This window comes from Paraliobacillus quinghaiensis, from assembly GCF_003426025.1.
GTDB lineage: Bacteria > Bacillota > Bacilli > Bacillales > Amphibacillaceae > Paraliobacillus_A > Paraliobacillus_A quinghaiensis.
The window spans coordinates 36,871-52,105 of the sequence record NZ_QJSH01000011.1; the positions used below are offsets into that span (position 1 = coordinate 36,871).

The 15,235-nt window shown below is 36.3% G+C and carries 9 protein-coding genes; 3 read left to right on the forward strand and 6 right to left on the reverse strand.

Annotated elements, in window-relative coordinates; all coding sequences use genetic code 11:
* The first annotated feature begins 52 nt into the window (after window positions 1-52).
* Window positions 53-3,112 carry an efflux RND transporter permease subunit gene (locus D2K40_RS08955; protein WP_117155147.1) on the forward strand — a complete coding sequence of 1,020 codons (3,060 nt, stop codon included), beginning with the start codon at window positions 53-55 and terminating at the stop codon, window positions 3,110-3,112.
* Window positions 3,113-3,180: 68 nt separating this feature from the next.
* Here the strand turns inward: D2K40_RS08955 and D2K40_RS08960 are convergent, their stop codons facing one another.
* Both D2K40_RS08960 and D2K40_RS08965 read right to left on the reverse strand, forming a co-directional pair.
* Window positions 3,181-4,575, reverse strand: coding sequence for an L-cystine transporter (locus D2K40_RS08960; RefSeq protein ID WP_117155149.1), 1,395 nt, complete (start codon window positions 4,573-4,575; stop codon window positions 3,181-3,183).
* A gap of 210 nt (window positions 4,576-4,785) precedes the next feature.
* Window positions 4,786-5,238 (reverse strand): OsmC family protein, encoded by a 453-nt coding sequence (locus D2K40_RS08965; protein ID WP_117155150.1) that lies wholly within the window; start codon window positions 5,236-5,238, stop codon window positions 4,786-4,788.
* An 869-nt stretch (window positions 5,239-6,107) separates the two neighbouring features.
* Here D2K40_RS08965 and D2K40_RS08970 point away from each other — a divergent pair.
* Complete coding sequence (locus D2K40_RS08970) at window positions 6,108-7,190, forward strand: AI-2E family transporter (RefSeq protein ID WP_117155152.1); 1,083 nt, start codon at window positions 6,108-6,110, stop codon at window positions 7,188-7,190.
* A gap of 42 nt (window positions 7,191-7,232) precedes the next feature.
* On the opposite strand, the gene D2K40_RS08975 is transcribed toward D2K40_RS08970, so the two are convergent.
* From D2K40_RS08975 to D2K40_RS08990, 4 genes are all read right to left on the reverse strand, one after another.
* On the reverse strand, window positions 7,233-8,216 hold the full coding sequence (locus D2K40_RS08975) for a DctP family TRAP transporter solute-binding subunit (RefSeq protein ID WP_229666690.1): 984 nt from the start codon (window positions 8,214-8,216) through the stop codon (window positions 7,233-7,235).
* Between the two features lie 117 nt (window positions 8,217-8,333).
* Window positions 8,334-9,614, reverse strand: a complete 1,281-nt coding sequence (locus tag D2K40_RS08980) for a TRAP transporter large permease (RefSeq protein WP_117155156.1) — start codon at window positions 9,612-9,614, stop codon at window positions 8,334-8,336.
* A gap of 33 nt (window positions 9,615-9,647) precedes the next feature.
* Window positions 9,648-10,205: a TRAP transporter small permease gene (locus tag D2K40_RS08985; protein ID WP_117155158.1), complete on the reverse strand. Its 558-nt coding sequence runs from the start codon at window positions 10,203-10,205 to the stop codon at window positions 9,648-9,650.
* A 440-nt stretch (window positions 10,206-10,645) separates the two neighbouring features.
* Window positions 10,646-12,454 carry a cation:proton antiporter gene (locus D2K40_RS08990; protein ID WP_117155160.1) on the reverse strand — a complete coding sequence of 603 codons (1,809 nt, stop codon included), beginning with the start codon at window positions 12,452-12,454 and terminating at the stop codon, window positions 10,646-10,648.
* Between the two features lie 204 nt (window positions 12,455-12,658).
* Here D2K40_RS08990 and recQ point away from each other — a divergent pair, with 204 nt between their 5' ends.
* Window positions 12,659-14,758: a DNA helicase RecQ gene (gene recQ, locus D2K40_RS08995; protein WP_117155161.1), complete on the forward strand. Its 2,100-nt coding sequence runs from the start codon at window positions 12,659-12,661 to the stop codon at window positions 14,756-14,758.
* Window positions 14,759-15,235: the final 477 nt, after the last annotated feature.

Genomic DNA, 15,235 nt, shown 5'->3' on the forward strand with positions numbered 1-15,235 from the left:
GAAAAATCTGTTATAATTGCTACACTAAGAGAACTTAGCGAGGAGTGTTGACGTGAAACATCTAATTAATTACAGAAAAATCGTTTGGGTTTTCATTGCATTATTAATTTTCACTGGTATTTTTACATATGTACAATTACCTAAACGTGATATCCCTGAAATAACCCAAAACATTGCTTCCATTTCTACCGTATATCCTGGAGCAAATCCAGAAGAGGTAGAACAAACCATTACAAATCCATTAGAAAATGTATTAGCAGATGTTGACGGAATTGCGGAAATGTCTTCTGCATCTACTACTGGTTTCTCCGCTATTACCCTATCCTTAGATAGCGATGTAAATGCAGAAACTGTGTATGGTACGATTCGTCAAACTGTATTAGAAGAGTCTGCTACATTTCCTGACAATGTTCCATCATCAACCGTTTCTACTGATATTATTACATCGAATGTAGCTACCTATCATTTATTAGCGGATGAGCAATCGACCCTTTTGGAAATGCGCAATCAAGTTGAAGAATGGGAGAATGCATTAACAGCTATTAATGGTGTTGATGCTGTGTTAATAAAGGGTTTACCTGATCAGTTGCTCTCCATTTCAATGAACAATGATGATTTAGGCAGTAATCAAATACAACCGAACCAAGTTATTAGCGCGATTAATACAGCAATTTCTCCAACCGCAATCGGAAGTGAACAAAAAGAAGATACCATTTATCAGCTGTCACTTGATTCTTATCAAGAAATTGATGGCTTAAACGATATATATATTGGGCAAAACCAACGTAATCAACCTGTTTACTTAGGGGATATTGCATCAATTCAAGTTGAAAATGATGCAATAGATGATATCATTCGTTACCAAGATCAATATGCATTATCCTTAACAGTTCAAGCACAAGAAGGCGTGAATATCGCTCAATTGCAAGATCAGATTAATGTAGAAATTGAACAATTAAAACAGGAGTTACCAAGTGAAGTTACAGTTGATCGTTTTTACACACAAAGTACGGTCATAAATGAAGTGTATTCTAGTCTTATTACATCTTTTGCAATATCACTTATTGCTGTACTTGTCATCATGTTACTAGGTCTACCGCTATCATCTGCCATTTTGGTGGCACTAGCTATTCCGATATCCATTATCATCGGGTTGATTCCATTGCCATACGCTGGAGTTGATTTAAACCAAATATCTATTATTGGTATGATTGTTGCGATTGGTATTCTAGTCGATGATGCGATCGTAGTGAATGATAACATTCAACGGCGTTTCCAATTGGGAGATGCGCCACTTCAAGGAACTATTCGTGGTGTACGCGAGATCGCCGTTTCTATCATTACGTCAACACTAATGATCGTATTTAGCTTTCTGCCTTTAACCTTCTTATCAGGAAGTAACGGTGACTTTATACGTTCATTACCTTTAGCACTAATTTGTACAGTGGTTGCTTCTACTATTATGGCATTAACATTGATACCAACTGTACAATATACAAAACAGAAAAAGTCGAAGAAAAAGAAATCAAAGACTAAGTCTGTTGGTATTCTTGGGCCACTTTTTAAACGAATAGAAAAAGTCTATGCAGATAAAATTATTCCTGCAACACTAAAAAAGCCATGGTTGACAGTAACCAGTGGGATTGTGCTTAGTTTATTGTTAGTCTTGTTAGTTTTTAAAGTACCATTTGAGTTTTTCCCAGCAGCTGATCGTGCAGAGGTTACGATTTCTGCCCAATTACCAGAAGGGACTACGATAGAGTCAACAAACCAAGCACTAGAGGATATGGAAGATTATATACTCCAAGAAGCTGATAATGTAGCAGAAACAGTTATCTATAGCGGAAGCGGTCTTCCTGGTATCTTTGGCTCATCGTTGACACGCTCTGGGGAAAATACAGGTCAGTTAGTCGTTCGAATTGACCGTGATGAAACAAGCGCAAGTGCTTTTATCAATGAATGGGAAACATCTTTACGAGAAGAATTTCAGGATGCAGAACTATTCTTAGAAACAATTGTTTCCGGGCCTCCACCATCTCCAAGTGTGGAAGTGAAAGTACAAGGACCAGACATTGACCAACTTGTTACAATTGCAGATAATCTACAGCAAGAGCTTGCTAATTTAGATACAGCTAAAATTGTTACAAATAATACAAGTCAGGAACAACCATTTATTAATTATCAAATTGACCGCGATTATTTAGCGGAACAAGGGATTGATATAAATCAAGTAACTGGCTTATTACAACTTGCAAACGTGGGTGCGCCACTTGGCGATTTTGACAATGGAGTTGAGCGTTTACCTATTCAATTAAGTTTAGATGATGGAAATCCAGAAGGAATTAACCTAAATGCCTTAGAAATTCCAGTTTTTAATCAAGCTGAAGGTGGTCCACCTACAATCGTAAGCTTTGATGAATTTATAACAACAGAAACTACCGAAAAGATTGGTGCCATACCACATCTTAATGGTGACCGAACCATTACAATTGAGGGGTACGAAATGGACGGTGAAGCCTCTGCCTTTACAGAAAGTGCTGAAGAAATAATAGCCAACGCAAGTGCTGATTTACCAGAAGGCTATCAGATCTTAGAAGATGGAGAGGCATCTGCTGAAACAGCGTTTTTCATTGAAGTAGCTAAACTATTCTTAATTGTCTTGTTCTTAATTTATTTAACAATTGCAATTCAGTTTAATTCATTGTTAACACCACTTCTAGTTACGAGTACGGTATTCTTAGCAGTCACTGGTGCGATTGTTGGACTATTTATTTCGGGGCAGCCACTAAGCTTCTTAGCGGTTCTTGGTATTGTTTCACTTTCTGGTGTTGTCGTACGGAATTCTATTTTATTAATAGAATTTATCGAGCAAAATAAAATCAGATACGAATCAACTATGACAGCTATTATAGAAGCAGGACGTGCGCGTATTCGTCCAATTATTTTAACAACATTGACATCTATTGCAGCACTTACACCAATCATTTTCACTGGTGATGTTCTGTTCAAGCCATTAGCAGTATCGATCGTGTTCGGTTTGTTGTTCTCGACTATTTTAACACTTGCTTTATTACCAGCATTTTATATTACAATGGATCGCGTTCGAAAATAAATATAGCTAAAGAAGAGCCTAACCTCATTAGGAGGAAAGGCTCTTCTTTTATTTACTGTTTTTATTGTTTAGATATTTGTATCTTTTTCAATTGCTGCTGGGTTGTTGAATGTTTTAATGTTTAGCTTTTTCATGATTTTTGATGTTAATGTACCGGATAACATTGCATCGTTAACATTCAATGCTGTACGGCCCATATCGATTAATGGTTCAACTGAAATGAGTAAACCAGCTAAAGCGACTGGTAGATTCATAGATGATAATACGATTAAGGCTGCAAATGTTGCTCCACCACCAACACCAGCTACTCCAAATGAACTAATACCAATAATGATAACTAGTTGTGCAATGAAACCAAATGACAATGGATCAATCCCCTGAGATGGGGCAATCATTACTGCTAACATGGCTGGATAAATCCCTGCACAACCATTCTGCCCAATTGTTGCACCAAACGATGCTGACATATTAGCGATTCCATCGTGTACACCCAGACTGTTCCTTTGTGCCTGAATATTAAGCGGAATTGTACCTGCACTTGAACGTGAAGTAAAGGCAAAACCTAGCACTGGTAATACTTTTCGTAAGTATGTGAATGGATTTAGCCCAAACACACCTAACAAAATTAAGTGAATAACAAACATTGCAATCAAGGCTACATAGGAGGCTCCAACAAACTTACCAAGTTCTAGGATACCTGCCACATCTGTTCCTGCAACAGTATTTGCCATTAAGCCTAAGATACCAAATGGTGTTAGACGTAAAATCAATGTTACAATTTGCATTACAACTGCATAAATTGCGTTTATAATTTCAGTGAATTTTGCCGCTTCTTCTGGCTTTTTACGACGTACTCCTAATACCGCTATACCAATAAATACAGAAAAGATTACAACAGCAATTGTTGAGGTAGAACGTTGACCTGTCATATCTAGAAATGGATTTGCTGGAATAAAACTTAAAATCTTATCAGGTGTAGAAAGGTTTTCTACGTCACCTAATCTTTCTTCCAAAGCTAAACCTCTTTCTTGCTCAGCTTGCCCCATTTCAATTTGTTCAGCATCTAAGTTAAAAATAGATGCAGTAAAAATACCTACTATTGCTGCGATCATTGCTGTTCCAACTAGGATTCCAATAATCCAAGCTGACATTTTACCAAGATCCGCTGATTTTTCTAAATTAATAATAGATTGAATAATCGATACCATTACTAGTGGGATTACAATCATCATTAATAATTGTACATAACCCCGCCCAAGAATGTTATACCATTCTGTCGTTGTATTTACCACTTCTGAATCGGCAGGATAAGCGACTTGTAGAAGTATACCTAATAAAACCCCTAATCCTAAACCAGTAAAAACACGCTTGCTAAAAGAAACATGTCTTCTTTGCATAATGAATAATAAACCAATAAGTCCAACCATCACTACCATGTTAATCAGGACAAAAAGTGTATCCAAACGAAATTCCTCCTCTATTAATATTTTTTAAACAATAAGCACACCTAATTTAAATTAAACCGATAAGTTTAATAAGGATTAGATTACAAGTGTTTCCTTCTTTTGTCAAGATAATTAACAAAAAAATATTTATTGGAAACACTTCATTTTTTGCAGCTATATTATTCTATAAGTAAATAGACCAAATTATGATAAAGCATTACTTAAAAACTAAGCATTAGTCATAGTTATTTCAGGTTCAAGTTCAATTGCCACATTTCCCTGAACTGCTTTTGAAATCATACAAGTAGACTCTGCTTTTTTAACAATTACATTTAACTCGTCCATATGTTGTTCTGTCGCCTTAGTTTTCAATTGTATATTTGGACGATGAATTATTTTTTGATATGTAAAAACGCCATTTGTTACGTCAACTTCTCCAATTGATTCTAATTTTAAAGAATGTAGTGGTAGTTTAGCTCGTTCAATCATTGCCGCCAACGTTATCAAGTAACATGTTGATGCTGCTCCTAGTAACATTTCATCTGGGTTTGTTCCTATTCCAGGCCCGTCCATTTCTGGAGGTATTGAAATTTTTGTTTTCAAATTCCCTGCATTAATCTCTCCAACACTATTACGACCACCCGGCCAATCTGCTTCTAAATGAAATTTATGTACTGTCATTGTGATCATCCTTCCTTTTAAATAATATCTCTTACCAAAAACATTGCTACTTTTTAAAATTCAGACTTGATATATATTGCGTCGTAGTAAGTAACTTAAGTTGCCGCTCCTCAAATGAAATTGACTCCCTTTCCGTGGGCAGGGCTTTATGATGGGGCGAGTAATCGCAGCCCCACGGCTTCAGCTAACTCGGAGGAAAAAAAAACCTCCGAGTGGATCTTCAGCTCGCGCTATTCCTGCAGGACAAGGAATGCTTCAATGAAATTACATCGCACGAAGGAAATTGAATTTTATTTCCGAGGAGTCTCGCCAATTTCATTTGATACGCTAGATAGCTTAAAAATATAGTGATTACAGACCATCTTAGCGGCAAAAAAGCCTTTTTGAGTCTTACTATTTAAAATCATGAATGACTGGGTCCGCTAACTAGCGCAGGAAGCAAATGGATGACACTCCAGAGGCCCGACAAGGGTCATGCAGGCGTTGTCCGACAAGGACGATTTTAGCCTGTGGTCCTGCCGTTTCAAACCGAAGATCCACTTGGTGAAGTGGTTTTCTTTACCAAGTTAGCTGAGGTTGTGCCCACGGAAAGGGAATCCATTTGGGACTGCGATTACTCGTCCCATCAAAACCGTCTGGTGACGTAGCGGGTTGGAGGCTTATTGCACACTTCATATAAAGTCTGTCATAAACGACATTTGATTTGATAGTCTTAATAGTTATTCTAATGCACATCACATTTCTCAAAAAGTATTTTGCTCAAATTTCCCAATTATTAGTCAGAAATGATGTTATATCATCCTCTGATATGCTATTCTAATAATAATCAAATTACATAACAATACTATTTTCAAAGGATGTGGCCGATTTTGCTAGAAAAGAAAAGTATTCGTATATTGGTAACAACTATCTTAATTTTTCTATTAATTTATTTGATATCGATAACTAACTTTGTTTTTGCGCCATTGGGTGCGTATTTAACCGCAATAGCTGTACCAATTATAGGTGCTGGTGTTATCTTTTATGTTACGAACCCTCTTGTGAATTTATTAGAGAAATACAAAATACCACGTATGGTTAGTATTATTCTCGTATTTTTACTCATTATCACACTTGGATATCTTGGTATTAACTATGTCGTACCAATTGTTCAAAGCCAATTTAATAAATTAGTTTCTAATACACCTAATATGATTAATACATTTGAGGATTTCGTTAATTTATGGCAACAAAATCAGAACTATATACCTGAACAACTTGAAACCGCAATTCAAAATGTGACTGATAACTTAAACACGTATGTAGAAAACATTACATCCTTTTTATTTGATGCTATTGGTCAAATTTTCACTTTTGTATTTGCCTTTTTCCTTATCCCATTTTTCTTATTCTTCATGTTAAAAGATGGTGATAGGTTTGTTCCATTTATCACAAAATTTTTAAGTAAACCAAAGGCAGACAGTTTCAAAAAATTAACAAGTGATATTAACCACACATTAGCTTCTTTTATACAAGGGCAATTTATTGTCAGTGTCTGTGTTGGGGTTATGTTATATATTGGTTATCTAATAATTGATCTGAATTATTCGTTAACACTTGCGTTATTTGCCATCATAGTGAATTTCATCCCGTTTGTTGGACCATTTTTAGCTGCGATACCTGCAGTTATAGTAGGTTTATTTCAAAGTCCAATTCTCGCTGTTTGGGTAATTGTGATAATGGTTATAGCACAACAAATAGAGGGGAATTTAATCTCTCCAAATATTATGGGGAAAGTGTTACAGATTCACCCACTAACTGTTATCACTTTAATTCTTGCCGCTGGTGGTATTGCCGGATTTCTCGGATTATTGTTTATTATCCCGGCGTATGCAGTTATTCGCACCATCATATCTCACTTTTATCATGAGTGGCGAAAACGACAACCAGCTGATGAAAAAGACCTTTTTTAGAACATAAAAAATCCAGGCCTGTGAGCCTGGATTTTTTTATATTTATTGTGCTGCTTCAATTTCTTCTATTAATTTGTCTAAGATTTCGCCATCTACTGTTGATACTTCTTCACGATAGAAGTCACGAACAGGTACAGCTAGATCTTTAAATGCTTGACGTTGTTCTTCTGTTAATTCAATAACGTTTGTTGGGTTGTCTGTATTGTCCTTAATAATTTCTAAATACTCTTCATTTTGACGTTTTTGTTCCTCAAATACCCAATCTTGCATTTCTTCTACTGTTTCATCAATAAGCTGTTGTGTCTCTTCATCTAAACCTTCATACCATTCTGTATTTACCGTAGTCATTGCTACATAGTTATTATGGTTTGAAAGCGTCAAGTTCTCTTGCACTTCATGGAATGATGCATCACCAATAAAGAAGATTGGGTTTTCTTGACCTTGAACTGTGCCGTTATCTAATGCTGTATACAATTCACTCCAACTCATTGCAGTAGGCTCAGCGTCATACGCACGGTATGATTCTAAGATAAGAGGTGAGGATTGTGTACGCATCATGAATCCATCAAAATCTTCAGGAGTTTCTAGCGCTACATCATTAGAAGTCCATTGCATTGCACCTTCTGTCCAGAAAGCTAATGGAGAAATACCAAATTCTTCGTATCTCGCACGCAAGTCAGTGTTTAGCGCTTCACTTGAGTTCAATATTTCTTGTGTTGTTGCAACACTATCTGGAAATAGGAAGTGTAGTGCAAAAATTTGACCCTCTTTTACCATTCCACCTGTAAAACCTGGTGACATTACGGCCATTTCTACGCCGCCATCTTGCAATAATTCCACTTGGTCCGTTTCACTACCTAGACCACCATATTCATAAGGTTCAATTGTGATTCTTCCATCTGTTTTTTCACTGATACGGTCAGCAAATTCTGCCGCATATTCATATTGTACTTGCCCCGTAACTTCTTCTGTCACAAAACGCCATGTTTCATTTCCTTCTCCAGTTTCATCTTCCCCACACGCCACTAGAAAACTGAGTGCTAAGATTGTTAGTAAACTTAATAGATACTTTTTATTAAAAATATTAATTACCTCCTAAAAATTTTTTGATTTAAAATATCACTACTCATGTTAGTTCTTACTTTATGATGGTAGGAACCAACGATAAGCTAATGAAATATCTGGAATAAAGATTAGTAGAGCACCGATGATTAATAGCATTATGATAAATGGTGGTGTTCCACGAATCACATCTAAATATGATTTCTGATATACCGCACTGGCCGTAAATATGTCAACACCAAATGGCGGTGTTGCAGAACCTAATGCTGCTTGGAAAGTGACAATAATTCCAAGATGAACAGGATCAATTCCAGCTGCATTCGCTGCTGGCATGAAGATTGGTGTTAACACTAAAATAACAACAATCGGATCAACAAACATACAACCTATAAAGAAGAATAAGGAGACCATTAATAGTACGTATATTGCACTTGGGTCTGTCCCTAATACTGCTTGTGTAATTTGTTGTGGAATCTTTGCAAAGGAGATCAACCAAGTAAACGCTTGACCACCTGCAACTAATACAAATACAGCTGATGTTACTAGTCCAGTTGACAAAGCTACGTGTGGTAAATCTTTTAGTTTAATAGAACGATAGATTAACACTTCAAGAATAAATGCATAAAATACAGATACACCTGCAGCTTCTGTTGGACCGAATAAACCAGAGTATAAGCCTCCAATAACAATCACCGGAAAACCTAGTGGTAATAGTGCTTTTCTTGTAAATTTCCATCGCTCGTCCCATGTTGCTTTATCTGCCAAAGGAATGTCTTTTACTCTTGCATAAATGTAGCTATATGTAGCAAAGGTTAAAAATACTAGAACCCCTGGAATAACACCTGCTAAAAACAATTCACCAACAGATGTACCAGATACCAATGCGTACATAATCATTCCAATACTCGGTGGAACTAAAAGTGCAATATCAGATGAATTGATAATTAACGCTATCGCACTTGAATCTTTGTACCCTGCTTTCAGTAAACGTTGACGCATCGGAGTCCCAATCGCAACAACTGTTGCTTGTGTTGAGCCAGAAATAGCCCCAAATAATGTACAAGCCGCAGAAGTTGTAATTGCATAACCACCACGAATATGACCCACAAATGAACCAATAAAATCGAGTAATCGGTTAGATGTTTTTCCAGTCGTCATAATATCAGCCGCAAAAATGAATAACGGCACGGCAAGTAATACATAAGATTCAATTCCAGTTTTTAATTGCTGCATCATCAGCATTGGGTCCAAGAATGGAAAATAAATCATCAAGACCACTAATGGTGCAGCAATTAAAGGAATCATCATAGGAAAATTTAATAGCAATAAGACGATCATAATCGTCAATAATGTCGTGAGCATAATGTAATCCTTTCTCCTATTTCATTTTCTATTTTAAACATGAATTTCATCCTCTATCGGTCCTTCTCGGTCTTCATCGTTATAATCTAAAACATCAGTACCTAAGTAAACTTCCTTACGTTTAAGGTTAATCCACACGTTACGTAAGTATTGCACACCACCTAAGAATAATCCGATTGGTACAAATACATACATATATGTTACTGGTAATTCTAATGCAGAAGTCACAGTGCCACTATCATGTATTGATTTTAGATATAAGAATGAATAGTAGGTTAATACAAAAAGAACAATCGAGGTAACTAAAGGAATAAATATTGCTAAAACTTTTCTTACTTTGAATGGGGCTAAATCATAAAAAGCCGACATACTAATATGTCTTCCTTTACGAGCAGCATAACTGATACCCATGAAAGTGGCAATTATGACCGCAAACTTACTAATTTCCTCTGCGAAAAACCAACTTTTATCTGTTATCGCACGACTTAATACATTACCGACAACCATAAAAGCAATCAGTAAGACAGAGTAGCTTAGAATAACTTCTTCTAACTTCAAGAAGAAATTATCAATAGCTCGTATAATCTTCAATGGAAGGTTTCCTCCTTTTACAGGAATTAAATTGTAAATATTTTTCAGTCTATTACAAGTATAGAGTAATGAATATTTGTTAACAAATGCCCAAAAACAGTATTATATGGAATCTTCCGACGTATATCGGGACTAAGCAATAATGATTGCTTTATATGCATCTATAGGCTAAAATCCTCTTTTTTCTTTACGAATACTTTAAATATGGTTCTTAAAAAGTTTCTATAACTGCATCTTCCCCCTTCCTTTTCATCCCAATCCTGCGAAAATTTCAGCTAATGATTTATCAATTATAGTGTTATGTACAAATTGTATGTGTTTTTCGCACAATTAGACTAATTAACTATTACCCGATTTTCTTAAAATGTATGCATTCTTTTTTAAAAAAATTAAAAAGGTTCATGCCATTAGAAAAGCATGAACCTTTTTTTAGGATTATTTCATTCGTCAATCTCCTGAGTTGGTGGCGTTAAACTAACCAGAACATCCCCAACTTCAGGGGTTACTGGGTTTTCTTCAGTGAAGAATTGTAGCACCCCATTTTCTTTTAATAAAAAGAGTAGTACTGTGTGAGGCCTGCAATTTTTTTGGTAATCTTTAAATGTGTATTGTTCAGTTAATGTTGTTTTACGGAATACATAACCAATTTCAACTTTATGGGTTAGATCATCTAATGCGACATCTCTATAAAACAAAATTCGCCCACCAATTGTGTGATCCATATCTTGTAAGTTATCTCCACTATTATGTTGAATTGAAAGGCGATAAACGTCTTTCCTTCCAAACTCAGGTACAAACGTGGAAGAAACCAGCGCATTATAGGCATCATACTCTGTTGCCGCAATCAGATAATCATATGGGGTCATATCAAGTGTAAATTCTGTTTGCTCAGATAAAATTTCACCATGATGACAATCAAGACCAATTTGACGTGCTTTATACAATCTTTCCCATGATGAATCTGTAATTAGAGTTGGGATGTTCAAGTCTTTTAATACTTTTGTAAAAGCAACAGAAAATTGGTTACTACCTACAATTAGCACGCCTGGTTTTCCTTTTGATGATAAGCCTAATTTTTTTGCTAACCAACCGATTGAAAAGCCGTGTGCAACTACAGTAAAGAAGACAAGCGCAAATGTGAGTGAGGTGACAATCTCCGCATCAGCAAAGCCACCATCCACCAATACTGAAGCAAAATAACTCGCTACTGTTAATGCGACAATACCTCGAGGTGCTATCCAACCTACTAATATCTTTTCTTGTATTTTCAAGTCCGTTCCAATTGTAGATAAGAAGATTGACAATGGACGAACTAAAAATAACATCAAGAGTACATAACCGATAATTTCCGGATTAAACACTTGAATTAGGGTTTCTCTCGTAAGCGATGCAGTTAACATAATAAAGATCGCTGAAACAAGTAAAACTGAAATATCTTCTTTAAAATGACGCATTTGCCTGATGGATGCAATACCCATGTTCGCTAGTGTCATCCCCATTGCAGTTACAGCGAGTAACCCAGTTTCGTGAGACACCTCGTCTGCGATTGTAAAACAAGCAATCACTGCTATAAGAACACCTGATGATTTCAAGTACTCCGGCACTTTACCTGCTTCAAATGTCCAGCCAATCATTCTACCGAAAGCAAAACCTAAGATGACGGCAAAAATAGCGGCAAGAATAAATAATAACAATGAGACAAGAGTTGCCGTCTCACTAGCAAAAAATACAACAACTTCAAATGCAAAAACAGCTAATAATGCACCAAAAGGATCTACAATAATCCCTTCCCATTTTAAAATCTTAGCTGGACGTGGTTTTAATTTTGATTGTCTTAGCAAAGGTAAAATGACAGTAGGTCCAGTTACAATAAATATCGCACCAATAACAAAAGATACTGCCCACGATAATCCTGCAATATAGTGTGCAGTCAGTGAACCAAGCAACCAACTCGCCAGTGCACCCCATGTTACAATACGAAAGACAGGCTTCCCTAGCCCGCGTATCTCATTCAAATTTAAATTTAAACTCCCTTCAAATAAGATGATCGCGACCGCCATCGAAACAAATGGTCGATATAAGTTACCAAAGTCTTGTTCGGGATCAATTAAGCCTAAGATTGGACCTGCTAATAAACCGATAATGGACATGACTACGATTGCTGGTAACCGAAAGCGCCAAGCAATCCACTGTGAACCAACACCAAGTAATCCAATCATCATAAACTCTAATAAAATTGAATCGACCATTTGAAATCCTCCTTCTCGCTCCATATATAAAATATATAATTGTTTTCTAATATAAAGACAGTTTACTGGTAGCGCTGGCCAATGTAAAACGGTTTGAATTAATTTCTAACAAAACTTATTCTATTTAGTTGCATGATAGTGTTAAAATGGATTAGTAGAATTACTATATAAAATGAATTTATTGCATAAAGGATGTCAATTTAAATGATAGCAGAAGCACAAAAACTCTTAAAAGAATATTATGGCTTCGATTCTTTTCGTCGTGGACAAGAAGAAATTATTGGGCACATATTAGATAATAAGAATACCCTAGGGATTATGCCTACTGGCGGTGGTAAATCAATCTGTTACCAAATTCCTGGTTTAATACTAAAGGGAACCGCAATTATTGTTTCTCCTTTAATATCTTTAATGAAGGATCAAGTTGATGCTTTAGAAACATTAGGAATAAGTGCGACTTATATTAATAGCTCCCTTTCTGGTGAGGAACAACAAAATCGTATGCACAAATTGCGACAGGGGGACTATGACTTTATTTATGTCGCATCTGAAAGGTTTGAGACAAACTCCTTTCTTTACTCTATTAAACAGATCGAAATTACTTTCTTAGCTTTTGATGAAGCACATTGTATTTCACAATGGGGACATGATTTCCGTCCAAGTTACCGTTCGATTGTATCCACTATTCAAAACCTACCAAACATACCCATGGTAATGGCACTTACGGCAACCGCAACAACAGAAGTAGTAAAGGACATTCAACGACTTTTATCAATTGAATCAGAAGCAGTCGTTAAAACTGGCTTTGCGCGAGAAAATTTATCTTTTCATTTAATCAAAGGTCGAGACAAGCATGAATATATTTCTGACTACCTTAATAAGCATGGGCAGGAGTCTGGGATTATCTATGCCCCGACTCGTAAACAGGTTGATTCTATTGCACATTATCTAGAAGGAAAAAGCTTCTCTGTCGCAAAATATCACGCTGGACTCAGTGAACAAAAGCGTCAGCATGAACAAAATCGCTTTATACAGGATGAAGCTACGATTATGGTTGCAACAAACGCTTTTGGTATGGGGATTGATAAATCAAACGTTCATTATGTCATTCATTTTGCTTTACCGATGAATATAGAGGCCTATTATCAAGAGGCTGGACGTGCCGGGAGAGATGGCGAACCGAGTGATTGTATTTTGTTGTTTTCCGGGCAAGATACACATTTACAAAAATTCTTAATTGAACAGTCGATGATGGATGAAAGCATGAAGTCAAATGAATATAAAAAACTCCAATCAATGGTTAACTATTGCCACACGGATAGTTGTTTACAAACATATATCTTGCATTATTTTCACGATTATTCTGCGACTGAAGATTGTGGTCGATGTACAAATTGTCAAAGTAGTGGTGAAAAACAAAACCGAACAAAGGAAGCGCAAATGGTTTTGTCGTGTGTAAAGCGTATGGACGAAAGATTTGGAGCAGGTTTAACTGCAAAAGTTTTAAAAGGTTCTAAAGATAAAAAGATTAAACAATTTGGTTTTGAAAAACTTTCTACCTATGGCTTAATGGCAAATCAAACAGAAAAAGAAATAACTAACTTCATTCATTATTTAGTTGCTGAAGACTACTTAACAACTGGAGATCAGCGTTATCCAATTTTACAATTAACTAAGAATGCTGAAGCCATCCTTAAAGGGGAAAAAGAAATATGGATGCTGAGAGAAATTGTCCAACAAACAGTACAAACAGATTATAAAGAGGATCTGTTTGAGCGTTTACGTTTGTTACGGAAAGAAATGGCTGCAGCAGATAAAGTTCCACCTTATGTTCTTTTTTCAGATGTAAGCTTAAAAGAAATGAGTCGTAGCTTTCCACAAACACAGGATGAAATGTTGCGCATTAAAGGTGTAGGTATGAAAAAGTATGAACAGTATGGGGCACCTTTTATCGATGCTATTTCAAACTGGATACAAGAACAAGCACCGAAGGAAAAAGACGATCAGCCTAGCTATCTAATCAGTTATCAGCTTTATCAAGCGGGTAAATCAATAGAGGATATTGCAGCTGAACGTGAGATCAAGCAGCAAACTGTTGCTAGCCATTTATTCCAAGCATTTCAGCAAGGGATGGAGATTGATTGGGCTGACTTTTTTAACGAAGAAGAGGAAGAAGCAGTAATGAAGGCACGAGCTCAATTAGAAGAGTTTAAGTTGAAAACTTTGAAAGAATCACTTGGCGAAGCATATAGTTATGAAGTAATCCGAGCTGTTCTGATCAAGAATCGTATACTTGCAAGTTAAACACCAATGAAAAACCCTCACGCAGACATTACGTGAGGGTTTTTGCATTCTATAAAATACTGTTATGGCGGTAAATATATAGACTACGAAGTAAGCTTATAATCCGCTTCGTCACCAAATGGATTCCCTTTCCGTGGGCTCAGTCTCAGCTAACTTGGTAAAGAAAAGCACTTTACCAAGTGGATCTTCGACTTGAGCTGTTCCCACAGGAGTGTCATCCATTTGCTTCCTTCGCTAGATAAAAGATCTGTTCATGATTAAAATACTAACAATTAATAGAGTTTTCTGCTGTTAAAATGGTTTCTTAGTGCATTAAACTATCTAGCGGATCAAATGAAATTGGCGACACTCCTTGTAAATAAAAATCAATTTTCTGCGTGCGATGTTAATTCATTGAAGCATTCCTTGTCCTGTGGGAACAGCACGAGCTGAAGATCCACTCGGAGGTGGTTTTTGCCTCCGAGTTAGCTGAAGCCG